At 47.8% G+C, this 25,912-nt stretch carries 24 protein-coding genes; 16 read left to right on the forward strand and 8 right to left on the reverse strand.

Annotation, left to right across the window (positions count from 1 at the left end):
* The first annotated feature begins 117 nt into the window (after positions 1 to 117).
* The 4 genes from rpoN to ACUN27_RS00950 all read left to right on the forward strand — a co-directional run bounded on the left by rpoN (position 118) and on the right by ACUN27_RS00950 (position 3,787).
* Positions 118 to 1,407, forward strand: a complete 1,290-nt coding sequence (rpoN, locus tag ACUN27_RS00935) for an RNA polymerase factor sigma-54 (RefSeq protein ID WP_326063029.1) — start codon at positions 118 to 120, stop codon at positions 1,405 to 1,407.
* A 265-nt stretch (positions 1,408 to 1,672) separates the two neighbouring features.
* A complete protein-coding gene (locus ACUN27_RS00940) occupies positions 1,673 to 2,866 on the forward strand; it encodes a ParM/StbA family protein (RefSeq protein ID WP_315954385.1) in 1,194 nt (397 codons plus the stop codon).
* Positions 2,863 to 3,291, forward strand: coding sequence for a hypothetical protein (locus ACUN27_RS00945; RefSeq protein WP_315954386.1), 429 nt, complete (start codon positions 2,863 to 2,865; stop codon positions 3,289 to 3,291). The genes ACUN27_RS00940 and ACUN27_RS00945 overlap by 4 nt, the downstream gene beginning before the upstream one ends.
* A 37-nt stretch (positions 3,292 to 3,328) precedes the next feature.
* Positions 3,329 to 3,787 carry a hypothetical protein gene (locus ACUN27_RS00950; protein WP_315954387.1) on the forward strand — a complete coding sequence of 153 codons (459 nt, stop codon included), beginning with the start codon at positions 3,329 to 3,331 and terminating at the stop codon, positions 3,785 to 3,787.
* Positions 3,788 to 3,885: 98 nt separating this feature from the next.
* On the opposite strand, the gene ACUN27_RS00955 is transcribed toward ACUN27_RS00950, so the two are convergent.
* From ACUN27_RS00955 to ACUN27_RS00970, 4 genes are read right to left on the reverse strand one after another with little or no spacing between them, the layout of a single operon-like run.
* Positions 3,886 to 4,896, reverse strand: a complete 1,011-nt coding sequence (locus ACUN27_RS00955) for a FecCD family ABC transporter permease (RefSeq protein ID WP_315954388.1) — start codon at positions 4,894 to 4,896, stop codon at positions 3,886 to 3,888.
* Entirely contained in the window at positions 4,893 to 5,891 is a 999-nt protein-coding gene (locus tag ACUN27_RS00960) for a FecCD family ABC transporter permease (protein WP_315954389.1), read from the reverse strand. Before ACUN27_RS00960 ends, ACUN27_RS00955 begins: the two co-directional genes overlap by 4 nt.
* Before the next feature lie 22 nt (positions 5,892 to 5,913).
* Entirely contained in the window at positions 5,914 to 6,849 is a 936-nt protein-coding gene (locus tag ACUN27_RS00965; RefSeq protein WP_445558252.1) for an ABC transporter substrate-binding protein, read from the reverse strand.
* Positions 6,797 to 7,645 carry an ABC transporter ATP-binding protein gene (locus tag ACUN27_RS00970; RefSeq protein WP_326063024.1) on the reverse strand — a complete coding sequence of 283 codons (849 nt, stop codon included), beginning with the start codon at positions 7,643 to 7,645 and terminating at the stop codon, positions 6,797 to 6,799. Before ACUN27_RS00970 ends, ACUN27_RS00965 begins: the two co-directional genes overlap by 53 nt.
* Before the next feature lie 178 nt (positions 7,646 to 7,823).
* On the opposite strand from ACUN27_RS00970, the gene ACUN27_RS00975 reads away from it, so the two are divergent.
* Both ACUN27_RS00975 and ACUN27_RS00980 read left to right on the forward strand, forming a co-directional pair.
* Positions 7,824 to 8,873 (forward strand): NAD(P)/FAD-dependent oxidoreductase, encoded by a 1,050-nt coding sequence (locus tag ACUN27_RS00975; protein WP_326063023.1) that lies wholly within the window; start codon positions 7,824 to 7,826, stop codon positions 8,871 to 8,873.
* A gap of 271 nt (positions 8,874 to 9,144) precedes the next feature.
* Complete coding sequence (locus tag ACUN27_RS00980; protein ID WP_315954393.1) at positions 9,145 to 9,498, forward strand: hypothetical protein; 354 nt, start codon at positions 9,145 to 9,147, stop codon at positions 9,496 to 9,498.
* A gap of 78 nt (positions 9,499 to 9,576) precedes the next feature.
* On the opposite strand, the gene ACUN27_RS00985 is transcribed toward ACUN27_RS00980, so the two are convergent.
* Entirely contained in the window at positions 9,577 to 10,008 is a 432-nt protein-coding gene (locus tag ACUN27_RS00985; RefSeq protein ID WP_315954394.1) for a VOC family protein, read from the reverse strand.
* Positions 10,009 to 10,260: 252 nt separating this feature from the next.
* Here ACUN27_RS00985 and rlmN point away from each other — a divergent pair, with 252 nt between their 5' ends.
* Positions 10,261 to 11,343, forward strand: a complete 1,083-nt coding sequence (gene rlmN, locus ACUN27_RS00990) for a 23S rRNA (adenine(2503)-C(2))-methyltransferase RlmN (protein WP_315954395.1) — start codon at positions 10,261 to 10,263, stop codon at positions 11,341 to 11,343.
* 131 nt (positions 11,344 to 11,474) lie between these two features.
* Here the strand turns inward: rlmN and ACUN27_RS00995 are convergent, their stop codons facing one another.
* Positions 11,475 to 11,993, reverse strand: coding sequence for a hypothetical protein (locus ACUN27_RS00995; protein ID WP_315954582.1), 519 nt, complete (start codon positions 11,991 to 11,993; stop codon positions 11,475 to 11,477).
* A gap of 237 nt (positions 11,994 to 12,230) precedes the next feature.
* On the opposite strand from ACUN27_RS00995, the gene ACUN27_RS01000 reads away from it, so the two are divergent.
* Positions 12,231 to 12,890 (forward strand): glycosyltransferase, encoded by a 660-nt coding sequence (locus ACUN27_RS01000; protein WP_315954396.1) that lies wholly within the window; start codon positions 12,231 to 12,233, stop codon positions 12,888 to 12,890.
* A 60-nt stretch (positions 12,891 to 12,950) separates the two neighbouring features.
* Here the strand turns inward: ACUN27_RS01000 and thrC are convergent, their stop codons facing one another.
* The gene (gene thrC / locus ACUN27_RS01005; RefSeq protein ID WP_315954397.1) at positions 12,951 to 14,339 is read right to left on the reverse strand and encodes a threonine synthase; all 1,389 of its coding nucleotides are present in this window, start codon (positions 14,337 to 14,339) and stop codon (positions 12,951 to 12,953) included.
* A gap of 130 nt (positions 14,340 to 14,469) precedes the next feature.
* Complete coding sequence (locus ACUN27_RS01010; protein ID WP_315954398.1) at positions 14,470 to 15,162, reverse strand: hypothetical protein; 693 nt, start codon at positions 15,160 to 15,162, stop codon at positions 14,470 to 14,472.
* Positions 15,163 to 15,350: 188 nt separating this feature from the next.
* Between ACUN27_RS01010 and ACUN27_RS01015 the strand changes: the two genes are divergently transcribed.
* The 8 genes from ACUN27_RS01015 to ACUN27_RS01050 all read left to right on the forward strand — a co-directional run bounded on the left by ACUN27_RS01015 (position 15,351) and on the right by ACUN27_RS01050 (position 25,860).
* Positions 15,351 to 17,093, forward strand: coding sequence for an ABC transporter ATP-binding protein (locus ACUN27_RS01015; protein WP_445558253.1), 1,743 nt, complete (start codon positions 15,351 to 15,353; stop codon positions 17,091 to 17,093).
* Positions 17,094 to 17,115: 22 nt separating this feature from the next.
* Positions 17,116 to 18,864, forward strand: a complete 1,749-nt coding sequence (locus tag ACUN27_RS01020; RefSeq protein WP_315954400.1) for an ABC transporter ATP-binding protein — start codon at positions 17,116 to 17,118, stop codon at positions 18,862 to 18,864.
* A 410-nt stretch (positions 18,865 to 19,274) separates the two neighbouring features.
* Positions 19,275 to 19,718 carry a MarR family winged helix-turn-helix transcriptional regulator gene (locus ACUN27_RS01025; RefSeq protein ID WP_315954401.1) on the forward strand — a complete coding sequence of 148 codons (444 nt, stop codon included), beginning with the start codon at positions 19,275 to 19,277 and terminating at the stop codon, positions 19,716 to 19,718.
* Positions 19,719 to 19,816: 98 nt separating this feature from the next.
* Positions 19,817 to 20,218 carry a DoxX family protein gene (locus ACUN27_RS01030; RefSeq protein ID WP_315954402.1) on the forward strand — a complete coding sequence of 134 codons (402 nt, stop codon included), beginning with the start codon at positions 19,817 to 19,819 and terminating at the stop codon, positions 20,216 to 20,218.
* 70 nt (positions 20,219 to 20,288) lie between these two features.
* Positions 20,289 to 21,242, forward strand: a complete 954-nt coding sequence (locus tag ACUN27_RS01035; protein WP_315954403.1) for a ring-cleaving dioxygenase — start codon at positions 20,289 to 20,291, stop codon at positions 21,240 to 21,242.
* Entirely contained in the window at positions 21,239 to 21,847 is a 609-nt protein-coding gene (locus ACUN27_RS01040) for an alpha/beta hydrolase (protein WP_445558254.1), read from the forward strand. The genes ACUN27_RS01035 and ACUN27_RS01040 overlap by 4 nt, the downstream gene beginning before the upstream one ends.
* A gap of 20 nt (positions 21,848 to 21,867) precedes the next feature.
* Positions 21,868 to 22,485, forward strand: coding sequence for a flavin reductase family protein (locus ACUN27_RS01045; RefSeq protein WP_445558255.1), 618 nt, complete (start codon positions 21,868 to 21,870; stop codon positions 22,483 to 22,485).
* A gap of 132 nt (positions 22,486 to 22,617) precedes the next feature.
* Positions 22,618 to 25,860, forward strand: coding sequence for an Ig-like domain-containing protein (locus ACUN27_RS01050; RefSeq protein WP_326061214.1), 3,243 nt, complete (start codon positions 22,618 to 22,620; stop codon positions 25,858 to 25,860).
* The last annotated feature ends 52 nt before the right edge of the window (positions 25,861 to 25,912 follow it).

The following is a 25,912-nucleotide window of genomic DNA, read 5'->3' on the forward strand; positions in this document are numbered from 1 at the left end:
GGCTATTGTGCGGTGGGCGGATTCTTGGAGTGCAGCCCTTTTTCATGGTGGATTTTACAGCAAAAGTACGAATATACTAAAGGTAAGCGATTTCATTCTAAAAGGAGGAGTATGCGGATGGAAATCTCATTGACTACCCTGCAGGATCAAAGAATGCTGCTTACCCCACATATGCGGCAGTCTATGGAGATTCTCCACATGTCTTCCTCGGATTTGCATGAGTTGGTGAAACAGCAAGCGAATGAGAATCCTTTTATCGAACTTAAGTATAGACATCCGGCAAACCGTCCTATTAGCGGTTCTAATAACGATTGGCGGCTCAATGTCGATCATAACGCCACGCCTACGTTAGAATCGGTTTTACTAGAACAGATAGCCTGTATGAATTTGGAAAGTGTTCTAAAGGTACTCTGCAAATGGATCATCGGAAATCTGGATGCAAAGGGCTACCTTCCCTATACGAGAGATGAAATTTCTGCCATTCAAGGCTCCTCGTTGGAGCTAGTGCGTCAGGCTATTCAAATTATCCAAAGCTTAGAGCCATACGGCGTAGGGGCTTCAACCTTAGCGGAATGTCTTCTCCTCCAATTGCAGCAGATGAAGGGAATAGACCCGTTGGTGGTAGATTTGATCCAACAGGATTTGCCCGAAATTGCCGCTGGCAAGCTTCATCAGTTAGCGGTCAAATACGGGACAGAGTTACCACGCATCCAAGCAGCGATTGAACAGATAAAAGCGCTCAACCCTAAGCCTGGAGCGATGTACAGCAGAGAACAGCCGCAGTATGTAGTACCAGATCTCAAGTTGAAGCTGGTAGAGGGGAAGTATACTGTTTTTCTGGAAAACGCAGCGATTCCGGGCATTACACTCAGCGATTCCTATTTTCGTCTGATGGAGCAGAAGGCTTCGCAAGAGTCTTACCGCTTCTTGAAACAGCAATGGCAAGCAGCAAAGGGGCTCATGGACAGCATTGAGCGAAGAAAAGCTACGCTGCTGCAAACCGCAAGCCTCATGTTCGAGTTTCAGGCCGACTTTTGTGCGAAGGGCACCGCTCATATCGGAGCGATGACGATGAAGCAAGTGGCTGAAGCGCTGCAAGTACATGAATCCACCGTAAGCCGTACGGTCAGCCGGAAGTACGTTCAAACCCCGTGGGGGATATTTGAGCTGAAATATTTCTTCTCCTCTTCGATAAAGCTGGCCGATGGAACGTCGGTTTCCTCTTTTTACATCAAGGAAAAGCTTCGCGAAGCGATTGCGGGAGAGAATCGAGACCAGCCTTTCTCGGATCAACAGCTTTCCGAGCTTTTCATCAGCAGGGGCCTCGTCATTTCGCGCCGAACCGTGGCTAAATACAGAGAACAGATGAATGTTCCACCTGCTCTAAAAAGGCGATCTAACGTTTGAAGGTTAAACTTTAAACGCTAAGCTTTTAAAGTTTTCAGATCTTAAAGTTTAAGATTTGAGGTTCAGATCTTAAACTTTAAGATTTGAGGTTCAAATCTTGAAGTTTAAGGCTTGAACTTTACCGTTTAAAGTTTAAACTTTAGACTTTAAACTTTATTCCAGTGAAAGCGTAAAATTAACGAAATATTCCAAATACCCACTCATTCTACTTTCCTATTGCGAATAGGTATATAGATTCAAATCAAGGTAGGAGAGGGGAATTGACTTGACAAAGAACGAAGTCTTAACCACTACCATCACGCTGTCCATAGATAACGGCAGCAGTCATGTCAAGGTCATTTATGACCATCTGGACTGTAGCTTCATTTTCCCTAATGTACTAGCACAACCGTTTGGTGAACGATTTCTTTTGATGGAACAAGGTGATCCCTTGGATTTCCTCGACGTTCAAATTACATCGCCTGCCATTGAAAGTGATCAGTACCGACATGTTTACGTGGGAAATCTCGCTATTGGCGATGAAGGTATTCTTCACGAGATTGTCGGAGATAAAGCTGTGCAAAAGAAAGCCCAGAGACCGGAGACCATGGTGACGCTTCTGACAGCTGCCGCTTATGCCATTGCCAAACAACATGAGGACGCAATCAAGCAGGGTAAAAAGCGGATTAAAGCTGCCGTAAACCTGGGCACCGGCCTGCCGATTCGCGAAATTACGAAATTCCGCGATGAATTTGCCCGTAAAATTACCGGAGGCGTCCACTCCGTCACGTTCGTAACGACCCCTGTTTTCAAAGGGATCACAGTTGAAATGGAATTTTCGCTTCCAACCGATATCAGCATAGACGATGTATCCGGCGTTTATGATTTGGAAGCAACTTCGAAATCCCATCTGTCGCACAAAGGCTTTGGCATTGCCGATGTCGGCGGCGTAGATATGGATATCGCTTTCTTCCGACCAGGGCTTGATCTGGATCAAAGGCACTCGACTGGCGCAAAAATCTATCTCAACGACGCACTCGAAAGCATTCGGAACGAGGTGAATGCGCAAGGCGAGGAGCTGCTTGCAAGCACAGCCGAATTGACGCTCATGCTCGTCAACAAGGAGTATGAGATCTATGCCGAGGGCAAGGTCGTGTTTGATATGACGAGCCTGATCAACAAACACATGCGCATATTAGCGGAGAAAGTGCTGAAGTTCGCCCGCAGCTCCTGGAAGCACGTTCGTTATGCGAACGAGTTCTGGTTTATCGGCGGCGGAGCTGTTGTTTTGCAGCCTTGGATTGAGAAAATAAACGCCGAGCTGGGCCTGCCCATTCGGTTTGATACAGCCGAGCACAGCCAATTCCGGAATGTTCGAGGCACGTTCCTCATGCTGGACCACGCCCTGAAACATGCGGACGAAGTCGCGGCCGGCACAGATGCCAAAGGAGTCTCCGAGAACGGGAGCGGTCAGGATTGAAAAAACGCCGATCCACCGTCTACGTTCGCTCTGGCAAGGATGTAACTTTGTATATTCCATCAGATACGCCCACTGAGGTCATCGATTATTTAAACCAGTTGAAGATGGATGGCTATTTTAGCCAAGGTATTATAGATATTTTAACGAAATATGTTCGCGAAGAGCGCTTGTCAGCATCTGCAACATCTGAAATTGAATTATTTCCCGGGAAAGAAATGTTCCACGATATAGACAGAGTAAGCCCTCCCGTAGAACTGGAAGAGATCGATCCCAAGGTAGAATTGGACGAGCCTCCAGAGCCAGCTCCAGCAGCAGGTGCGGAGGGGGAACAGAAGAAATTCAGCTTGGCACAAATATTCCAGCAGTCCCGGCAAAATTCAGGGAAGCTAGTGCCTACTTCGGATCATGGAAGGGAGCCCGAGTAGGGGGAACTCCATGATTCAGGATAAGGAGGACACCCAAATGGATAACAATCAGGGGAAAGAAGCAGCTAGGCATTTTACATTAACTGATGATATATTTCGTTATCCTGGCATGGATGTTTATACGCAAATGACCGTTATCGTGTTGAAATGCTTCTCCTCAGAATCAAATGTTCCCGATTTGGTTGATATTGCAAAACTTGGTCGGATGAATCTGAAGCAGGTAACGAAAGCGATGCAGAATCTCGTCGAGATGAAAATTATTTCCCAGAAAATGTTTCGCCGGTTGGTCGGTGATTTCCAAGACGATCGGTTATCCTGGGCAGCCAAAGGTCTGCTTGCTTTTTGCAAGGAACATCCTAAGATTGACTTGACCGACTTGTTGGAACTCTCCAGCGAGTCAGGCGAGGATGAGAGCAGCATCCGCAAGGCACTTACGGAACTGCACCAGTATGGTTACTTGGATGAGTATCCGGTCTGGAGTCAAATCGCGAACTGAGGAAAACTGCAAATAACAGGGAAAACTCCTGTTCATGATCAAAAAAAGCTATTCCCCCAAAAATCGGGAGGATAGCTTTTTTTGCATGCTGTCTTTCTTCATGCTTTCTTCAGCAATAAGTATATGAAATAAGGTGCACCGATCAACGCGACCATAATACCGGCGGCAATCCCATCGGGGTCGAGCAAATTGCGGCCGACAGTGTCAGCCAGAAGCAGCAGCCATCCGCCGATTAGAACAGCGACCGGAATAAACAGCTGATTCCTTGGCCCGACCAAAGCTTTTGCGATATGCGGAGCCATAAGCCCGATAAAGGTAATGCCTCCCGTGACGGAAACGGCTGAAGCCGCAAGTGCGACAGCGGTAAGAAGTAGGACGATACGCTCTTTTTCCACCGATACACCAACCCCGATTGCAACGGGCTCGTTAAGACCAAGCAGATTTAACCGGTTGGCTTTGTACAAGGAGAACGGGATGAGCACGATAAGCCAAGGCAGAAGCGCCCAGATGAACGGCCAATCGGTTCCCCAGATGTTGCCTGCCAGCCACTTGGCGATAAAGTCTACCTTCGCACGTTCTGCGGAGGAGATGACGACAATCATGATGCCGGATAAGGCCATGGAGAAGCCAATCCCCATTAACACTAATCGGACGGGTTGAAGACCTTCTTTTCGACTATAAGAGAGCAAGTAGATGCAGGCTGCCGTTAGCAGAGCTCCAATAAAAGCGACTAGCGGTAGAAAATACACGAAAGAGCCTGCTTTTACCGGGAAAAAGAGAAAGAAGACGGCAACGGCGACACCCGCACCGGAGTTTATCCCGATAATGCCGGGATCAGCTAGATCATTGCGTGTAACGCCCTGCAGGATCGCTCCGGATAGCGCAAGTGCCATGCCGGCCAATAAGGTAATCAGAATCCGAGGTAATCGAATTGAAAATAACACAAAGTCTTCTTTGAAGGTCCCCTGACCAAATAGGGTAGGAAGCAGCCGGTTATAGGACAACGACGAGTAGCCTAGCCCCATGCCGATCACAATCGTAACGATGATAAGTGACAGAGCTCCAACTACGAGCAGGCGTTGTTTTCTGAGAATAGATGGATGAATCATGAGAAGGCTTTGCCCCCTTTACGTACGATAAACAGGAAGAAAGGTAAGCCTAGCATCGCCACAATAGCCACTACAGGCGTTTCATACGGCGCATTCATGGTGCGTCCGAGTGTATCTGCGAGCAGCATGAACGTACCGCCTGAGACTGCGGACATTGGAATAATGAACCGGTAATCGGTGCCTACGATAGCACGCACGACGTGCGGTATCATAAGCCCAATGAAAGCCATATTGCCGACAAGGGCGACGGATGCGCCTGCCAATAGAATAATGATGATGAAGAGAATCGCCTTAATTTGCGCCGTTTTTTGCCCTAATCCAACAGCCACCTCTTCGCTTAAGCTAAGAATGGTAAGCTGCCTGGAGAGCAGGAGAGATACCAGCGATCCCACCACGATAAAAGGTACGATCACCTTCAGCTGGTCCCATGATGCGCCGATCAATCCGCCTGCCGTCCACATGGTAACATCTTTTGAGATTTTGAAATAAAGACCGAGCCCCTCGGAAACAGCGTATAAAAAGGCCGAGATCGCAGCTCCGGCGAGAACGATGCGGATGGGTGAAAATCCGCCTTTTTTCATCGCTCCGATGCCGAAAACCAGAAGCGCCCCTATGGCCGCTCCAATGAAACAAGCGAGCATGATACCCAAGTAGCTTGTTGAAGGGAATAAAGCGATGGTTAGGGCGAGTGCTGCGTTGGCACCTGCTGTCAGCCCCAGCAAGCCGGGATCCGCTAGCGGATTACGTGTTATTCCTTGCATAATGGCGCCTGAGACGCCTAAAGCCGCTCCAACGAAAATCCCCGCGATTTCGCGGGGTAATCGAATTTCACGGATGATTGTAATCGCACCGCTTGTGGTGTGTGAAGTTAGTGCCAGCCAGACATCCGAGAGGGTAGCATCCGCTGCCCCAAACACCATAGCAACAACAAACATTCCCACAAACACAAGGAGCCCAAGGGCAAATTTATAACCAAATGAAATGGATTGTTTCATCCGAGACGGCTCCTCCGTGATGTTATTTAAGCAAATTTTTGATGAAGAAATCTAGTTGGTATTCCAGCGTTAAAGGATCGTTGAAGTAGAAAATCTTGGCGTTGGCTTCATAAACGTGACCGTTTTTTGCAGCCGTTGTATTCTTGTACGTCTCTGTTTGTTGGAACGAGTTGTCGGCATCCGGGTTTTTACTGAAAATCACGTAATCGCCCATGAATTGCGGCAGCACTTCCGTCGACAAGGCATAATAGCCTTCTTTCAGAGCTGTTTCCTTCACTTTTGCAGGCATAGGCAATTTCATTTCTTGATAAAGAATTTCTGTCCCGCGCCCCCAGTTATCGCCATATACGTAAAGCTGTTTGTCGAAGCTCTCGATGACGGAAATGGTTTTGTCAGCGCCGATTTTGGCTTTAATGTCAGTACCTGCTTTTTGTGCGCGTTTCTTGAAGTCGTCAACCCAAGCTCTCGCTTCACTTTCTTTGTTCAAAAGCTTTCCGATTTCGATATGTTGGGTTAGATAGTCAACTTTCCCATATGTGTATGTAACGGTTGGCGCGATTTTCTTAAGTTTATCTATATTTTTGATTGTGGATAGACCGATAATGAGATCGGGTTTTAGTTCAATGATTTTTTCCAAGTTTTCATCGGAAACTTCCTGCACATCTTTTAGGGTTTTGTCAAAGTTAGGGTTAGCTTTGGACCATGACTCCACGCCGACAAGCTTCACATTTAACGCCATTACGTTTCCTGCAAAAGCAGAAAGGACTATGACACGCTGTGGATTGGCAGGCACTTCAACGGGCCCATCTTCGGACTGGTATGTGATTGTTTTGGACCCAGCCGCAACTGAAGTAGCCGGTGTTGCAGAGCCATCTTCTTTTTTAGGTGCTGCAGATCCGCAAGCGCTAGTAGCTAGTACTAGGATGAAGAGCAGGAATGGAATCAGTATTTTTTTCACTTGAGTAGTCTCCCTTTAGTAAGTTGTAAGTAATGCACATGGGTTTATGGGTCCTAGGATCTCTTCCGATCTCTGCATCAATGTGGAAAACTTGCTTGAGAACTTCAGGCTGCATCACTTCTTCGCAATCGCCAGCTTTGACAATTTCGCCATCTTTCAGAGCGATGATGTAATCCGCGAAACGAGCGGCTTGGTTCAAATCGTGCAGCACCATGACAATCGTTCGGTCTTGTTCCCGATTCAATCGCTGCAACAGCTCCAGCACCTCTAGTTGATGGGCCAAGTCCAAGTAGGTTGTTGGCTCATCCAGAAAAATAATATCGGTTTCCTGGGCGATAGCCATCGCAATCCAAACGCGTTGCCGTTGACCACCGGATAAGGAATCGACAGGCCTGTATTTGAAATCTTGGGTGCCTGTCACTTCGAGCGCCCAGTCAATGGCTTCATAGTCCTTTTTTGTCAATCGGCCAAAGCCGGTTTGATAAGGGAAGCGGCCATAAGACACTAATTCACCGACGGTCAATCCGCTGGCGCTTTCAGGCGTCTGTGGCAGGATCGCCATTTTTTTGGCGAGAACTTTGGTGTTTTCTTTCGAGATAAGTGCTCCGTCCAGTACGATACGTCCGGATTGGTGAGGAATAATCCGTGTAGTAGCTTTCAAAAGGGTGGATTTACCGCAACCGTTAGCACCGATAATGGTCGTAATTTTTTTGTCAGGAATGGCAACGCTAAGATTTTTGACAATCGAACGTTCTCCATAACCAATGTTGAGTCCATCTATATACAGGCGAACCATAAGACACCTCCAGAATGTTATCGATAGTGATAATCATTATCATTAACATAACTAAACATACTTTAAGTCAACAGATTAAGGTTGTCAATGATTATTTTGTTGTCAAAAGAAAAAAATAGTCTTATAGTTAATTGATAATGAAAATCAATTGCATGTAAGTGAAAAGGAGTGAACGTTTATGGAGAATCAGGAATTGTTTGATGTAACGATCATCGGAGGAGGCCCGGCAGGGCTTTACTCTGCTTTCTATAGCGGCTTGAGAGAAATGAAAACAAAGATTATTGAGTATCAGCCACAGCTTGGCGGCAAAGTGCATGTCTACCCGGAAAAGATGATCTGGGACGTTGGCGGTCATACACCGCTGCCTGGCGCAAAGCTGATCGAGAAACTAGTCGAACAAGGATTAACATTCTCGCCGGAGGTTGTCTTAAGTGAGAAAGTCGAGTCGATCTGGCGCAATGAAGAGGGGATCTTTGAACTACTCGCTGCATCCGGCGCAAAGCATTTGTCGAAAACAGTCATAGTCGCAGTAGGCGGGGGCATTCTCAATCCCAAAAGGCTTGAAATCGAGGGTGCGGAACGGTATGAGGTATCTAATTTGAATTATACGGTGAAGTCTCTTGAGCGCTTTAAGGGTAAAACGGTCGTCATCTCTGGCGGGGGCAACTCAGCCGTTGACTGGGCTAATGAGCTGGAGCCTGTGGCTGGAAAAGTCTATTTAACGTATCGCAAAGATGCGCTTTCCGGTCATGAGGCTCAAGTGAAGCAGCTTATGGAAAGCTCTGTGCAATGTATTTTTAATTCTTCGATTTGTAAATTAATTGCCGGTGCAAATCACGAAACGATTGAGCACGTTCAGCTTGAGAATCACGAAACGGGCGAAATTTCGTATTTGGAAATTGATGAAGTCATCATTAATCACGGCTACGAGCGGGATACGACTTTACTTCAAAATAGCGAAGTGAAGATCGAGATCGTAGACGACTATTATATTAAAGGCAGCGCAGCGAGCGAATCTTCCATCGAGGGGATTTATGCAGCTGGCGATATTCTCAATCATGAGGGGAAAGTCCATCTGATCGCCGGAGCCTTCCATGATGCAGCGAATGCTGTAAATAAAGCGAAACAATTCATACAGCCAGGTGCCTACAAGTATGCTATGGTTTCTTCCCATAATGAAGTTTTCAAAGAACGAAATCGGGAACTAGTGAAGCAAATGTTCAGCTAACAGGACTCTTTAAATTGGTTGCTTTGGGAATAATACCTCTCGTACAAGCAAAGATGCTTCGTCAGGACTTCGAATTGCCAAAGAACGAGGAACCATGCAATTTCTGAGAAAAATACAGGTAAGGCCCACGTTTACAAATTTTTCCTAACAAAAGACGACAAGATTCCTTGGCATTCCCGAAAAATACTATAATCTTGCTCCCCTCACTTCGACAGCTATTCCAATTGGGGTGTTGTACTATTTTAGTACATACATCTAGGAGGTGCAGTGGTTGATAGATAAGAATATAAAGAGCAGAGCAGTTATGTTCGTAAAAAGTGACATGGAGCGGGTTGTGAGGGATTTGGAAAGTGGGATCATCACTAGGGATCAAGCTATTGGCAGTTTGAATACACTTTTCAACATCGCCTCCGGGATTGAAGATACGATGCAAATGCAAATGATTTGCAGGATGATTTCCTACATACGAACGACAAGTTTTTACGGTCAAATTAAGAAGATGTATGCGAATAAAATGTTTCATGATCAGCCAGCACCAACGTCAGCGCCTGTACCTATGCAAGTACCAGCTGCTGAAGAAATAGCAGCCTCTTCTATGAAAATCCTCGAGAAAATCGTTCGATAAGCATGTTAGGGGTTCTACATAAAAAAGCCTTCAATCCAACGGTAGAAATGGAATGAAGGCTTTTTGACATTCCGATCTTTAGTTGTTCGTTGGTTGGTCAGTGAAAATGTGGAAGCCTACGCCAAACTTGTCGACTACTTGGCCATATGCAGGGCTGAAGTGGGATTCTGACAGCGGGATAATGACGCGTCCCCCATCTTCCAGTGCATGGTAGATCGCTTTGGATTTCTCAACATCCTTGATCGAAATGCAAATGGTAACATTGGCACCTTTCTGAACAGGTTGCCCAGGGAAGGCGTCGGACAGCATCAGACGCGTATCGCCCACCATCAGCATCGCATGTCCGATAAGTTCATTAGCCTCTGAAGGGAGCGGGAAGTCCGGATTTGCTGGCATTTCACCAAACGTTTGTACGAAAACTTGTTTAGCTCCTAATGCCTTTTCATAGAATTGGATGGCTTCCTTAGCGTTTCCTTCCATGACTAAATAAGGGTCTAAGCGTAATGTCATCAACCTTCAGCTCCTCGAGTTAATTTTGATTAGGATCAATGTTAAGAAAACCTTACCTCTTATTATTAACACAAAACGCGAAAAAAATAAAGAACATATGTTCGATTAATTTGTAAATCTTTGATGAATCACTGGAAGCTCACTCCTCTTGTGTTCATGGACGATTTTTGGCACAATAATAACTAGATGGTAAGCTTCGGCTGTTTCATAGAAATTGGACTGTAAGTGAAAGTCTTGAAAAGAGGATAACACATGAATAAAGGATCCATTTATGGATTAACGTTTGATCAATTAGTTGCTTGGCTCGCTGAAAAAGGATTCAAAAAGTCGCGGGCTTTACTTGTATGGGATTGGCTGTATGGGAAGCGGGTAACCTCGTTCTCGGAGATGACGGATGTTAAACAGGACTGTCTTCAGGTGTTGGAGGAGCATTTCGCCATTCAAACCTTGACGGAGCATCTGAAACAAGAGTCGGCGGATGGGACAATCAAATTCCTGTTTAAATTGATGGACGGCAACCTGATTGAAACCGTGCTGATGCGTCACAAATACGGGCTGTCCGTATGTGTAACAACACAAGTTGGCTGCAATATCGGGTGCAGCTTCTGTGCAAGCGGTCTGCTGGCTAAGAGCCGGGATCTCACCAGCGCAGAAATTGTGGAACAAATTATGAAGGTTCAGCTTCATTTGGACGGCAAGGGCGCGAATGAGCACGTTAGCCACATTGTTGTCATGGGAATTGGCGAGCCTTTCGATAATTTCAAGAACATGGTGGATTTCATCCGCGTCGTAAAAGATCAGAAAGGTCTTGATATTGCCGCTAGACATATCACCGTTTCCACAAGTGGTCTTGCTGATAAAATCAGAGAATTCGCGGATTCCGATTTGAAGACGAACCTCGCGATTTCCTTGCATGCCCCGACGAACGAGCTTCGGACGCGGATTATGAAAATTAACAAAGCGATTCCTATTGAAAAGTTGATGAGTTCGATTGAGTACTATCTGGAGAAAACAAACCGAAGAATTACAATCGAGTACATTTTGCTGAAAGACGTGAATGACGGCAAAGAGCATGCTATCCAGCTGGCTGAGCTGATACAGCACATCCGTCAACTCGCCAATGTGAATCTTATCCCGTACAATCCGGTGGATGAGCATAGCCAGTACCAACGAAGCGAGCGGGAGTCCGTGCGGGCATTCTATGATACGCTCAAAAAGCAAGGCATTTCCTGCAGTGTCCGTCTTGAACACGGAACCGATATTGATGCCGCTTGTGGACAATTACGCAGCAAACAAATCAAGAAATCCACAGAGGATAACTTGGTTGCTCAATAAAAAAGAACCTTCCAGTCCACAAGTTCGTGGTTTGGAAGGTTTTTTTCAGTAGATAAGAAAGTATAAGTTTTTTACTTTTGCTTCGCTCTACCTTGAGAACCACGCTCGTCCTGAAAGGACGACGAAGTCGTTTATCCTTGGTACTTGCTAGTTTCCCGACCGCGCATAAACATTAAGGCCAAACCGACAACAATGAGCAGAGCGGCGAAGATGGGCTGATTGTGGAAAATGCCAGAGAAGAGCGATCCGATCGAGAAAATCGTAAAGAACAAGAGGGACATCACGGTCAAAATGTTGATCGGAATAAGCAGCCATTTATTGCGGCCTCCGAACCAATACAGCTCGAACAAACCGACGGCGGCTGCAAGCATAAAGCCCGGCCACATGAGATGCCAAATGTCGAACAGCATGGATATTTGGCAAACAACACCTGCCGTAAGCAGAATGCCGCCTGGCACCAGAACCCCTACACCTCTGCGATGCAAGATGAAGAAGTACAGCCAATGAAAGAAGACACCGACTGGAATGACGAATAAGGTTGGCCAGAAATATTCAAAAATGGTGCCCGTACTGAACGTGATTTCCCCTTTAAGAAACAGGAAGATGCCTAAAAGAATCAAGATCGGGCCGAGAAAAGCGCTGCGATTCATATTCACTATTTTCACTCCTATTAATTTATTCATTACATCTAGCATATCACGGTGCAAGAATCACGTCCTCCTGCTTAGGTGGAGGAACTTATCAGTCTCAAGACTGATTTTGTCCGGCCGATTCCCTGCATGCTAACTTTTTGCTGGAGCTTCCTCCCTCTTTTATGAATGAAAACGACTCAAGCGTACACAATATAACGAGCTGTTTCCGATTTAGATGAAAAGGAGAATCTACCTATGCAAGGCAAATGGATCAAGTTAACGCTGCTCTCTCTCTCTATTGCGTTCAGTACGGCTCCACTTCGGGCAGAAGCGCAGATGGATGATCGTGCAGTGGCCGCTAAACAGATGATGTACACGCAATCGATGGTGCAGTTGAAAAGCGACTTAAGAAGGCTATGGATGGATCACGCGATTTGGACCCGCAATTATGTGGTAAGCGCTTTGGCCGGTCTAGAAAATAAAGATAAAACACTGGCTAGGCTGTTAAGAAATCAGAAGGATATTGGGAATGCGATAAAGCCTTTCTACGGAGAGGATGCCGGGAACAAGCTGGGTGAGCTGTTGACGGAGCATATTGTAATCGCTGGCAAAGTAGTAGACGCGGCGAAAAGTGGAAATACGGCTGAGTTCGACAAAGTGAACAAGGACTGGTACCGCAACGCTGACGATATCGCCTCCTTTTTAAGCAAAGCTAATCCGAATTGGCCGATGAACACAGTACAGGATTTGATGTATGTTCACTTGCAAATGTTGACGGAAGATGTGAAAGCCATGCTGGCTAAAGACTGGGATGCTGATATCCTGTGGTTCGATAAAGGCGCTGATCATCTTATGATGATGTCCGACGCGCTGACAGAGGGCATTATTAAACAATTCCCGCAAAAATTCAAGTAGACATGAAAAAGGGACTGCTCCGAAGGTCATTTCAGACTTTCAGAGACAGTCCCTTTGATTTTAGAAGAACTTCACGAGCTGGTCTTTGATCTCCTCATTCGAACCGCCAACAACCGTCTGGAACTGCGGTTTGTCGAATAGAGCTTGAATTTGCTGCGGGTAGGTTTGCTCAATACCGCGCAAACGGATCGATTCATCGAATTTTGCCGGATGAGCGGTGGAAAGGGCTACCGTCACTTCGCTGTCCGCTGCGATACGGTCGGCAGCAGCGACACCACACGCTGTATGCGGATCAAGCAGATAGCCGTACTCCTTGTAATAGGAGCTGATTGTATCCAAACATTCCTCGTTCTGTACGCCGTACGCGGCGAAATCCGCCTGCACCGCTTGCAGCTTGTCGGCAGGAATTACAATGCGACCTTCGGCTTTGAACTGCGCCATCAGGGTGGTCACGGCTTCTGCATCTTCGCCGTATAAATAGAACAGGTAGCGCTCGAAGTTGCTGGCTACTTGAATGTCCATGGAAGGGCTGTATGTGCCGCGGAAAGCTCCAGGCTGGTACACGCCTTCCTTCACGAAACGCTCAAGGATGTTGTTTTCATTCGTCGCAAGAATGAGCTTATGAACAGGAAGGCCCATCTTCTGAGCGAGATAACCAGCGAAAATATCGCCAAAGTTGCCAGTCGGCACGCTAAAGTTAACTTTAGCTCCTGCATCGCCAGCTGTAACTTGGAAGTAAGCATAGAAGTAATAGACCGTTTGCGCTAAAATGCGGGCGATATTGATGGAATTAATTGCGCGCAAGTGGTAGCGATGCTTGAACTCAACGTCGGCAAACAGCTCTTTGATAATGCGTTGGCAGTCGTCGAAAGTCCCTTCAACGGACAGATTCAGCACATTTTCGCTATCAACCGTCGTCATTTGCAGTTCTTGCACGCGGCTTACCTTCTGGTGTGGGTGAAGAATACAGATGCGGATGCCTTCTTTGCCACGCACACCTTCAATAGCGGAAGCTCCGGTATCACCGGAAGTTGCGCCGAGGATGTGAATAATCGAGTTCGTCTTGCGGGAGACATACCCGTACAGATTGCCCAGGAATTGCAGCGCGATGTCTTTGAAAGCAAACGTTGGACCGTGGAACAATTCCAGCACATAAGTGTCATCGTTCAGGCGTTTAACAGGCGTTACAGCTTCATCACGGAACGTGCCGTAGCTGTCCTCAACGAGCTGTTTCAATTCTGCGCGCGGGATTTCGTTTTCAATAAATAGGGAGAAAATTTCAAGAGCCAGCTCCGAGTAGGAGAGGTTTTGCCACTTCTGGAGCGTGTCTGCGGATAGTTGCGGGATCGTTTTGGGAACAAGCAAACCACCGTCGTTCGCCAATCCCATCAGGATGGCATCGATAAAGCCGAGGGGTTCTACTTTTCCGCGTGTGCTAATGTATTCCATATTAGTCCCCTTATTCGAATGAATTTTCAGTTATTGTATCAAAAAACGAATCATTTGGACAGTGCGATCAGCCACGTTAAACAAAGAAACCTCCCATTTGGCATGGAAGATTTCAGCTTTTTACAAAAAATTATTCTTCTTTATCAGCAACAACGATTTTCCAAGCAGTACCGATAGGCGGCAGGCTCTTCGTCAAAGCAGGTCCGTAGAATCCAATCACATTTGCGCCCTTCACAAGCTTTGAGGTCGCAACTTTCTTCCCATTCAAGTCAACGATAGCCGTATCTTTCGTCAAATTCAGCACGATTTCGCTTGGCGAAGTTTCCGTTAAGCCCTCGCCTTTCACACGGATTCGCAGATCATCCTTATTTTCGCTGTGCAATTCTTCAATAACACCGGCTGTTCCCATCAGATCTTTTTGTATTTTCGCATCCAGAACCGTTACTTTGGACGTTGGCGTTTGCGGCGGCAGGCTCATCGTCATCACTATGGAATGTTCAGCCAAAACGGTTAAGCCTACATGCAAATCGGCAAGACTAAGCTTAGTGCCATCGGCCATTTGAAAGACCGTATCTTTGTCGACGTTAAGAACAAGGCCGTCTGTGCCTACACCTTGAATGTGGATCAATGCATGATCGCCGTCCGCACGAATGGAAGTGATGACGCCTGTCGCTTGGATTGTTTTGGCCTCTTCCTTCATGGAGAAAGAGACGGTGAGGTTGCCTTTCATCGATTCTGCAGCAAATGTGTCGCTAGGCGTGCCGTAAGCTGTGCCCGCAGTCAACAAGGCAGATAGGGATAGAATGGCAAAACTTTTTTTCATAACAGGATGCATGGAAGGACTTCCTTTCTATATGTAAAGTTGTCATTAGTCTGTCCTTCTTACATAAAAAATTTCCAAAATGTTGCAGGAACAGGAAAGTTTGATTAAATCGAACTTCCTCATGGACTTCACTCGAGCGAAACTATAGAATCAATTTATGTGTGTAACAATGGAAAGAGGTGGAATTCTTGTCTTTTATCATCAAGCTTCGGTGGTTTTTCAAAGAAAGATGGAAATATTATGCGCTGGCAATCGGTCTGTTAATAGGTGTGAATTTATTGACAACTATCCCGCCTAAAATGATAGGAAATACAATTGACCATATCCGCAGCGGGAATTTGTCCGCTACTGCGCTCAACCATACGGTCCTTTTGCTGATAGGACTTGCTGTTCTGCTATACATCATGGCGTATGTGTGGATCACGACATTATTCGGCAACTCGGCTTTGGTTGAAAAGGTGCTTCGTGGCCGCTTGCTTGCGCATTTGTCGAAAATGACGCCGGCGTTCTTTCAACGCAACAGCACAGGCCAGCTAATGGCGTTAGCAACGAATGACGTGCTGGCGATCGGTCAAACTTCGGGGTATGGAGTAATGACGTTGGTCTCCACGATAGTAGGAGCATCGGTTGTTATTGTGATGATGGTATCGCTCATCTCTTTTAAATTAATGATTGCGGCGTTGATTCCGCTGCCATTTCTAGCTTTTGTGATCAGTAAATTGGGTCAAAAGGTGAGAGTGCGCTTCCTTGCGGCACAAGCTTCATTCGGCAAAATGAACGATCATGCACTGGAATCGATTTCAGGCATTCGGGTAATTCGATCCTATGTACAGGAAGATCATGATCTAAAAGCATTTGATCAAGTCACATCCGAAGTGATGAATAAGAACAAACGCGTATCGATGCTCAATGCGCTTTTTCAACCGTTAACTTCCCTCATTGTAGGTTTGAGTTATTCTATTGGGATCGGATATGGTTCCTATCTGGTGTTTCATCATGAGATTTCACTGGGACAGCTCGTTTCGTTCAACATTTATCTGGGTATGCTGATCTGGCCGATGATTTCCTTCGGCGAGTTTATCAACGTCCTGCAGCGCGGTAGCGCCTCCGCTGACCGACTGGATACGGCTCTGACACAGAAGGCTGATATCGTAGACGTGGATAATCCGGTAGCGGTTAGTGTGCCTAATCGGATCGAAATGAAGGATCTCAGCTTCACATATCCCACTGCGAATCACCCAAGCCTGGCGCATGTGTCTTTCGAGCTGGAGCGGGGTCAAACCTTAGGCATTGTAGGACGTACAGGAAGCGGCAAAAGCACGCTGCTCAAGCAATTGCTGCGACAATACCCGATTCCTCCTGAGAAGCTGATGATCTCTGATGTACCGATTGAGCAGATTGCGATTGATCGGGTGAAAAGCTGGGTGGCCTATGTTCCGCAGGAGCATTTGCTGCTGTCCAAATCGATTCGCGACAACATCGCGCTGGGCAAGCATGACGCTCCCCCGGATGAGATCGCTCGAGCGGTGGAGATGGCATCTTTCACGCAGGATATTGAGCAAATGCCGGAAGGCCTTGCCACGATCGTCGGCGAGAACGGGGTCATGCTGTCCGGCGGGCAGAAACAGCGCTTGGCGATTGCCAGAGCCCTGCTCATCGATTCCGAGATCCTTCTGCTGGATGACTCGTTATCCGCGGTAGATGCCCGGACGGAAAGCCGCATCCTGCAAAATATCCGCAAGGAGCGGGCAGGTAAAACGACATTGATCTCGACCCATCGTTTATCCGCGGTGAGCCACGCCAATTGGATTCTCGTTCTGGATGAGGGACGGATTATTGAAGAAGGAACACACGAACAGCTGATGCAGTTTGGCGGTTGGTACCGGGAACAGTGGGACCGTCAGCAAATGGAAGCAAGTTTAGACGAATAATGGAAGAAAGGAGGAAAACACGATGAATCAACCATCAACGGCAAGAAGGCTCGTCTCGTACGCGCTTGTCTATAAATTTAGGATCATCGGAGCGCTGCTCATATTATGCTGTGCGGTAAGCGCAGAGCTTGCAGGGCCCTACATTACAAAAACGATCATCGACCAGCATCTTTCCGTAGATACAAGCCAGATGTCCTCTGTGCTGAAATTGATTGGTCTCTACATGGGGCTGCTTTTAATAGCAAGTATTTGCAACTATTCCCAGGCCTATTTATTTCAGTCCACAGCGCTTCAAATCATCAAAAACATGCGTATGGACTTAATGCAGCACATCCAGCGCATCGCACTGCGTTATTTCGACAATACGCCAATTGGTCAGGTGGTGTCGAGAATTGCCAACGATACGGAGGCCATACGCGACTTATTCATGAGTTTCATGGCGACGTTTGTCGTTAGTACGATGCAGCTTATCGGTATTTTCGTCGCCTTATTTATTCTGGATTGGCACTTGGCTGTCTATTGTTTGGTACTGCCGCCAATTTTCGCTCTCATTATGAAGATTCACTTGAAATATTCGAAAGTGTTCATTACCATCATGCGCGCAAGGCTAAGTGACATGAACGCAATGATTAACGAATCAATCGTCGTCATGCCGATTATTCAAGCCTTTCGCCGCGAGAAGGTGACGTTGGATGAATTTGAAGTGTTGAATAAAGACCGCTATGTGAATCAATTGAAGCAGTTCCGCGTTTTTTCCTTGTCCTCCCGCAACATTGTAGGTACAATCGGGAGCTTGGTGACGGCGATGGTCATTTGGTATTTTGGCCGGGAATCTCTGCAAGCGGCTATTTCCTTTGGGGTGTTTTATGCGTTTATCGATTATCTGGGGCGTATTTTTCAACCGATTATCGGGATTTTCGATCAGCTGACCAATGCACAAAGGGCTTTTGTATCCGCAGATAAAGTATTCGCTATTATGGATATGGAAGGCCAGGACGTTGAGAAAACAGATAAGGTGAGCCGTCCGGAAGGAATTGTGAAGTTTGATCAGGTTACGTTTGCCTATAAAGAAGGGGAAAATGTGTTGAAGCAAATTTCCTTCGAGGCTCGCAAAGGGGAAACGATCGCGCTCGTAGGCCATACTGGCTCAGGCAAAAGCTCAATTATGAACCTGCTGCTTGGTTTTTATGAACCCAATGAAGGCAGTATTACTATTGATGGGCGTGACATCAGGTCGATGTCCAAACAGGCGCTGCGGAAACATATGGGCATCGTGCTGCAGGATCCATTCTTATTTGCAGGGGATATTAAGTTTAATGTAAGCCTCTATAATGAGGAGATTTCTATCGATCGTGTAAAAAGCGCACTAAAAGATGTCGGCGCAGCACCTTTCATCGAGCAGCTGCCTCATGGCTACGACGAACAGGTTGTGGAGCGGGGCAGCACGTTGTCCTCTGGGCAGCGGCAGCTGATCTCCTTCGCGCGAGCGCTCGCCTTCGACCCGTCCATCCTCATATTGGACGAAGCGACAGCGAGCATCGACAGCGAGACCGAAGGGCTGATCCAGCAGGCGCTGAAGGTTGTCAGCGAAGGGCGCACGACACTCGTCATCGCGCATAGGCTGTCTACGATCCGCGATGCGGATCAGATACTTGTGCTGCACCGCGGGGAAATTGCGGAGCGCGGCAATCACGATGAGCTGATGGCGCTGAATGGCCGGTACGCGAAGATGTACCAACTGCAGAAGGGCGAGTCGGCTGTGGTGGGTTAAAGGATTGAGCTGCAGACAGCAGGAAAGCACATCCTCTTTTGAAGGAAGAAGGTGTGCTGGACCGAATGTGCGGAAGTTTGGATGATGGAGCTAACTAACGGACTGAGATGACCTTATCTACTCGTTACAGGGTTGAATTTAGCATTTAACGGACACACACGCGCCGCTAATGCCTTGAATTTAGCTAAAAACGACACTATTAAGAGCAGATAACGGCTCCTCAGTCCGATAACTCCTAAAAACGTTGGCAAATCATAGAAATAGCTGCAGTTGAGTCCGTGAGAGTAGAGTGAAACGTCCATCAAACAACAAATTTTAAAATCAGGTGTTGACATTTATCTTAAATTAAAGTATCTTTAAATCAAGACATCAAACATAAACGAAACCAACGATGAAATGAGGTGAACCTAATGAGCGAAACACGAAACGATTCCTTGGATCTCTACATCGCACTTTCCAGAGCAAGTGAATGGGTCAATGCACACGGCGACCGCGATATCCGCAAGCATGGATTAAACCGGACTGAATTCGGTGTACTGGAACTTCTTTATCATAAAGGAGCACAGCCTATTCAACAAATCGGCTCCAAAGTGCTGATGAGCAGTGGAAATATCACCTACGTGGTCGATAAGCTGGAGAAGAAAGAGTTTGTTGTCCGCCGGACATCCACGGAAGACCGAAGACTTGTTTTTGCGGAAATTACGGTTAAAGGCAAGCAGTTTATTGAAGAAGTTTTTCCTCAGCATATTGAAGTGATTGAGAACGCGGTGGCTGGTCTTACTGCCGAAGAGAAAAGAGTCGCTAGTCAATTGTTAAAAAAGCTCGGCAAGTTCGCCCAAGACGGTTTCAAATAGAAAAGTAGTTTGTCCTCAAAACGGAGGAGTAACTACTTTACCTTATGCCTAATATCTTAAATTAAAGATTCTTAAATTTGAAATGGAGGAGATCATTGATGAGTATCGCATTAGGATTGTTGCTGATCCGCTTGGTTGTGGGGCTTAGCTTCATGGCCCATGGCTCTCAGAAATTGTTTGGCTGGTTCGGGGGCTACGGTCCGAAAGGAACGGGCGGTTGGATGGAGTCCATTGGCATTAAGCCTGGTGTCGCGATGGCGGTTATGGCGGGCCTGATGGAGTTTGCAGGTGGATTATTGTTCGCAGCGGGTTTAGGCACTGTGTTTGCTTCCTTGCTGATTGCGTTGACGATGGTGATGGCGATTGCCAAAGTACATGGCAAAAACGGCTACTGGAACACAACAGGCGGTTATGAGTACAATTTACTGCTGCTTGCAGTTGTTATAGGTGTAGCACTAACCGGCGCTGGCGCCTACTCCATTGATGCATTATTATTCTAAGATTCTTTCTTCATACGGCAGGACATAACTAAAACTAACTATTAAAACTAATTATGAGGAGTGTATTCAAATGACAAAACAACAAACAGCAGGTATTCACCATATAACAGCTTTCGTTCAAAGCGCACAAGGAACTGTAGATTTCTACGCGGGCATTCTGGGATTACGTCTGGTCAAAAAAACAATCAACTTCGACGCACCTGAAGTGTACCATCTCTACTTCGGCGATGAGCATGGCACGCCAGGAACAATCATCACGTTCTTCCCTTGGGCTGGTTCCCGCAAAGGGCGTATCGGCGGCGGCCAAGTAGGTATCACAACATATGCGGTCCCTACAGGCAGTCTTGCCTTCTGGGAAGCGCGTCTGACCAAATTCGGCGTAGCCTTTGAGAAAACAGAAAGATTCCATGAGACCTATCTGCAATTCGAAGATCACGACGGCTTGAAATTGGAAATCGTTGAGCGTGAGCAAGGAGCTCCTAGCACGTGGTCATTTGGCGGCATTCCTGCTGACAAAGCGATCAAAGGCTTCGGTGGCGCTATCCTCTACAGCACGGCTCCGGACAAAACATCGCAGCTGCTTGAGCAGGTCATGGGGCTTGAGAAAGTGGGGCAAGAGGGAGCTTACGCTCGCTTCAAATCATTTGGCGATATTGGGAATATCATCGACATTCTTGTGAATCCAATGCCATATGGAGCAGGCGGAGCGGGTACGGTTCACCACATCGCATGGCGGGCCAAAGATGATGCTGAGCATGAACTATGGAGAAATCATGTGCAGAACAGCGGGTACCATCCGACGCCGATTGTAGACCGTCAATATTTTAACGCGATCTACTTCCGTGAAGAAGGCGGCATTCTGTTCGAAATCGCGACAGATCCTCCAGGTTTCGCAAGAGATGAAGCTCCTGAGGCGCTTGGTGAGAAAATCATGCTGCCGGAATGGTTCGAAGCAAACCGTGCACAAATCGAGCGCAACCTGCCACCGATCGCGGTGCGTGAATTGGAGGGGAACGGACAATGAGACATATTTTCCAACAAGGAACAGATGTAACGGCTCCGGTGCTCGTGCTCTTGCACGGGACCGGCGGCACCGAGCGCGATCTTCTGCCGCTGGCGCAAGCCATCTCCCCGGCGTCATCCGTATTAAGCATCAGAGGTAATGTGCTTGAGAATGGGATGCCGCGGTTCTTCCGCCGGCTCGCGGAAGGTATCTTCGATGAGGAGGATCTCATCTTTCGTACGAAAGAACTGAACGACTTCTTGGATGAAGCTGCCGTAGAGCATGGCTTTGACCGCCGGAATATGGTGGCCATCGGCTACTCTAATGGCGCCAATATTGCGGGCAGCCTGTTGTTCCACTATCCGGATGCGCTTCGAGGCGCGATCCTGCATCATCCGATGGTGCCGCGGCGCGGTATCCAGCTTCCGGATTTGACCGACACCCCCGTCTTTATCGGGGCTGGCCGCAATGATCCCATCTGTTCGCCGGAAGAGACCGAAGAGCTGCAGAAGCTGCTAGGCGAGGCGGGGGGTGAGATCGAAGTCCATTGGGAAAATGCCGGACATCAATTGACTCGTTCGGAAGTTGATGCGGCGGGCACTTGGTTTAAAGCAAATTTAACTTAAAAATAACAAGTAAAGGGGTGATGTCTGTGATCGCCATCGACCCTTCGAATCAAACCGAACGGGAGAATTACAAGCTGCTGATCGGCAGCATTATTCCCAGGCCTATCGCATTTGTCACGACGCTCTCGACAGAGGATGTCCTTAATGCCGCACCGTTCAGTTACTTCACGATTGTGACGGCGGACCCGCCGATGATCGCCGTGTCCGTACAGCGGCGACAGGGCGAACGCAAAGATACATCACGTAATGCTATCGCCAAAGGGGAATTCGTTGTTCATATCTCTGACGAATCGTATGTCAACGAGATCAATCAAACGGCTGCTGCACTGCCGTCTGATGAAAGCGAAGTGGTGTTAGCTGGCCTGACACCTGTTCCAAGTGTGAAGGTAGCTGTACCGGGCATCGCGGAAGCCAGCATCCGGATGGAGTGTGTTCTCGAGCGAGCCATCCCGCTTGGGGGGACGGAAGACGCCCCTTCTGCGGATTTGCTGATCGGCCGAGTGGTGCATTTTCACATCGCCAATGAGTTGTACGACAAGGGTCATATTGATGCTCAGAAATTGAGACCGGTGAGCCGGCTGGCGGGCAACTCCTATGCGAAATTGGGAGAGCAGTTTGAGATAGAGCGTCCTGTTTGACGTATGAGACGTGACAAGCCATTTGTACCCGCGGTTGATGGGGGCAGATGGCTTTTTTCTATTCATTTTATGCACCGAAAACCCGATAAATTTAGTATACTTACTAGAGTTACGCAGGGCGGAGGAATGATAGTGAAACGGAAAAATGGGAATAAGCTGCGTTGGATCAGCGCAGTTCTAATGGTCGCGTTGTTGGTTAACTTCTACCAGCCTGCAGCTTATGCAACTACAACAGTGGAACAAATGATAACGGGCCCATCTTCGTCCATATACGGAGAGTCAGTGCAATTTACTTCGGTTGTGGCGGATCGTGCAGCGAACGGGTCTACCCCAACAGGGAATGTAACGTTCTACGATGGGAGTACGTTGATTGGGGGACCGCTGGAGCTTGTTGCTTCAGAGCCGGAGGTTGTTTCTAGGAGCGCTGGGCTTGCTCCGGTGCAGTCTGGCAAAAAATTGACTTGTTCGGACTGTCCTGTGATTCAGTGGGGCGGGCTGAATTACTGGGCGTACAGCGACACGGATAACAATTTCTATGTGTATTTGTATGCCTTTGATGCGAATAACAATTTGGTAAAGTCCTGGCAGCTTTCGGGGAATCGTTACGTGACAGGTATCACAGTAGATAAAGTGGCCAAAACAGTTACACTTGTCGGCCAAGATAATGTACTCACGACACGAACTTGGGGGGAGCTTGAAAATTACAACGCTTATACGGCCATGTCCTTTTCCGGTCTAGCCGTAGGTGCACATACGATAACAGCTAATTATTCAAGCGGCGATGGTATTCATGACTCAAAGACGTCTACCTTTGTACATACGGTTGCTAAGATTCAAACCAATACCACGCTAACCTCGAATGCCGGATTCATTTACGTCGGCGAGCCGATCACCTTCACGGCGACAGTCGCCAACACAGGTGGCAATCCGGTTATGCCGGGGGGAACGGTTACTTTTAGAGAAGGCAGCAATATCCTGGGCTCTATGAGTGTCAACGGAAGTGGCTTTGCTAGCTTTACAACGTCGTCGTTGCCGGTTAGCGGTTACTCGGTCACGGCTACTTACGATGGTGATGGTCAGCATCTCGGCAGTACGTCAAGCAGTTTGTCGCAATCCGTGCTGGGGATACCAACCGTAGTGGCGGTTAGCGCTAGTCCCGGAAGTACAGCTTATGGGAATTCGGTAACGTTGACGGCAACCGTGGCGAATGGCTTGGCAAGCATTTTTGTACCGACGGGTACCGTGACGTTTAAGGACGGTTCGACAGTGCTTGGCACAGGGACGTTGAATTCGGGAACGGCAACCTGGACGGCCTCCAATTTGGACGTGGGAACCCATTCGATTACAGCGAATTACGGAGGAAGTCTTACCCATACTGCGAATAGTTCAAGCTCCACTCCAGTGACGATCAATCTGATTCCTACGTCATCCACTTTGACGGTTACAGGAACGACGGACGCGACTTCCACCTACGGGACTCCATTGACGTTAACAGCAACCGTGGCGAATACGAATGGCAGCTCGGTTATGCCAGGTGGTACCGTAACATTCAAAGATGGTGCAACCACCTTGGGTACCGCGACACTAAATGCAGGAACGGCTGATTGGACGATGCCGAATCTTTTATCGGCGGGATCTCACACGTTTAAAGCGGAGTACGGCGGAGATGCCAACCATGCGGTTAGTCTAGCAACGGCTGTCGGGCATACCGTTAACAAAGCAAGCACATCAACAACCCTGTCGTCATCGGGTGGGATTTCAGTTGGTGAAACGACGACTTTAACGGCACAGGTCATAAATACAATTAATCCTAATATTAAACCTACAGGTACAGTTACGTTTAAAAATAACGGTGAAAGCTTGCAAGTGCCGGTCTCACTAGACAGCAACGGCGCTGCGGTGCTTACCACTCATGATCTGCCGGTTGGCGATCTCGTCATTACGGCGGAATATAGCGGTGATGGCAACCATGTTGCGAGTGTTTCACAGTCCATCACCCAGCCGGTAACCAAAGCGCCGGTTACGGTTCACCTGTCTGTGGCACCGCAAATGGGAGAAAGTGTCTACGGGCACACGGTGAGTATAACGGTGCAGGTAGTTAATGCAGGCAGCGGAGCTTCCGTACCTACGGGGACGGTCACACTTTTGGGTACAGGAGGCTTCAGCAATTGGCCGGGGGCTATGACGCTGACGAACGGGACAGCGACTTGGGAGACCGACCAGCTGGCCGTTGGAACACATACCGTCGTCGCCAACTACTTGGGGGATCCCGAGCACCTTGACGGGGTGTCAACGAGCAGCAGCCTGCAGATCAAACCGATCCTTGTTACCGTCATGGTTACCGCTTCAGTAACGGAGGCTGTTTATTACGGAAGTCCAATTACATTTACCGCTCATGTGACGAATACGAATGGAGAACCGCAAATCCCTGGCGGTCATATTGTTTTTAGTGGCGGCAATTTACTGGGCACACCAATAGAACTTGACTCGGCAGGGACTGCTACTCTTACATCAGCAGCTTTGCTGCCTGGAACATACGACATTCAGGCCGCGTACATTCCTGATTTGGTGCACGAGGAGCGAATTTCAGCCCCGATCACTCAAATCATCAAACCCAATACGCAGGGGACCGTACTCATTTTGAATCATCCGAGTGGCATTTTTCAGCTTGGAGAACCTATTCAATTCTCCGCATCTGTAGGGAACTTGATCGGTGACCTGAATCAACCCGGCTACATTTCATTGAGAGAGAACGGCACTGAACGAGCGAGGGTAACGACGGATGTGTACGGGAACGCCGAAATTAGCTTAACAGGCGTGAATTCCGGTACACACCGATTTACAGCGCTGTACGAAAGAAGCGGCATCACAGACGGCACGGAGTCCCAAGCGGTGACAGTTGTTGTACAGCCTGCCTTGGTACAGCTTTCGCTCACGAGTGATGACTATGGCAAAGTGCTGCCAACATCCACGCCGTGGACCTCAGCTGTTGTTCATGGCGCTAGCCCGGCATTCGTCTTCCACGCAGCTTCTTCCGAAGAGGGCACTAGCACCTCGTTGAAGCGAATGGATCCGCAGAGCGGCGAGCTGGGTTCAGCCATCGCAGTGTCGAACGGACAAAGCGAACCCGTTACTTTCGTGGAAGGACTGAACCGATTCCAAGTCAAAGTAGTAAGCTCGGACGGTACAGCTTCGACCGAACATATCGTGTCCCTTTTTTATCAAAAAGGGGAGAAGCTTTGGGATATCACCAACGTTCTCGCCGTGACGCCATTGCGCTACGATATGGATGGCAATAGAACGTTCGATAAAGCGGACGTCATCGCGTTATTGAAGTTAATTGAGCCGGTTACCGCGGAATCGCAGCGGCCATAACAGAAAAGGCATACCCTCAGTAGTAACTACTGGTGGGTATGCCTTTTGTTGT

Source organism: Paenibacillus sp. WC2504, assembly GCF_052682475.1.

What these genes read in the sequence shown, in the direction of transcription:
- ACUN27_RS00960 (WP_315954389.1), bottom strand. Translation starts at nt 5,891, where the DNA reads ATGAAACAATCCATTTCATTTGGTTATAAATTTGCCCTTGGGCTCCTT.
- ACUN27_RS01000 (WP_315954396.1), top strand. Translation starts at nt 12,231, where the DNA reads ATGCAAGGCAAATGGATCAAGTTAACGCTGCTCTCTCTCTCTATTGCG.
- thrC (WP_315954397.1), bottom strand. Translation starts at nt 14,339, where the DNA reads ATGGAATACATTAGCACACGCGGAAAAGTAGAACCCCTCGGCTTTATC.
- ACUN27_RS00955 (WP_315954388.1), bottom strand. Translation starts at nt 4,896, where the DNA reads ATGATTCATCCATCTATTCTCAGAAAACAACGCCTGCTCGTAGTTGGA.
- ACUN27_RS01045 (WP_445558255.1), top strand. Translation starts at nt 21,868, where the DNA reads ATGTCTGTGATCGCCATCGACCCTTCGAATCAAACCGAACGGGAGAAT.
- ACUN27_RS01030 (WP_315954402.1), top strand. Translation starts at nt 19,817, where the DNA reads ATGAGTATCGCATTAGGATTGTTGCTGATCCGCTTGGTTGTGGGGCTT.
- ACUN27_RS00985 (WP_315954394.1), bottom strand. Translation starts at nt 10,008, where the DNA reads ATGACATTACGCTTAGACCCTTATTTAGTCATGGAAGGAAACGCTAAG.
- rlmN (WP_315954395.1), top strand. Translation starts at nt 10,261, where the DNA reads ATGAATAAAGGATCCATTTATGGATTAACGTTTGATCAATTAGTTGCT.
- ACUN27_RS01010 (WP_315954398.1), bottom strand. Translation starts at nt 15,162, where the DNA reads ATGAAAAAAAGTTTTGCCATTCTATCCCTATCTGCCTTGTTGACTGCG.
- ACUN27_RS00970 (WP_326063024.1), bottom strand. Translation starts at nt 7,645, where the DNA reads ATGGTTCGCCTGTATATAGATGGACTCAACATTGGTTATGGAGAACGT.
- ACUN27_RS01040 (WP_445558254.1), top strand. Translation starts at nt 21,239, where the DNA reads ATGAGACATATTTTCCAACAAGGAACAGATGTAACGGCTCCGGTGCTC.
- ACUN27_RS01020 (WP_315954400.1), top strand. Translation starts at nt 17,116, where the DNA reads ATGAATCAACCATCAACGGCAAGAAGGCTCGTCTCGTACGCGCTTGTC.
- ACUN27_RS00975 (WP_326063023.1), top strand. Translation starts at nt 7,824, where the DNA reads ATGGAGAATCAGGAATTGTTTGATGTAACGATCATCGGAGGAGGCCCG.
- ACUN27_RS01025 (WP_315954401.1), top strand. Translation starts at nt 19,275, where the DNA reads ATGAGCGAAACACGAAACGATTCCTTGGATCTCTACATCGCACTTTCC.
- rpoN (WP_326063029.1), top strand. Translation starts at nt 118, where the DNA reads ATGGAAATCTCATTGACTACCCTGCAGGATCAAAGAATGCTGCTTACC.
- ACUN27_RS00950 (WP_315954387.1), top strand. Translation starts at nt 3,329, where the DNA reads ATGGATAACAATCAGGGGAAAGAAGCAGCTAGGCATTTTACATTAACT.
- ACUN27_RS01035 (WP_315954403.1), top strand. Translation starts at nt 20,289, where the DNA reads ATGACAAAACAACAAACAGCAGGTATTCACCATATAACAGCTTTCGTT.
- ACUN27_RS00995 (WP_315954582.1), bottom strand. Translation starts at nt 11,993, where the DNA reads ATGAATCGCAGCGCTTTTCTCGGCCCGATCTTGATTCTTTTAGGCATC.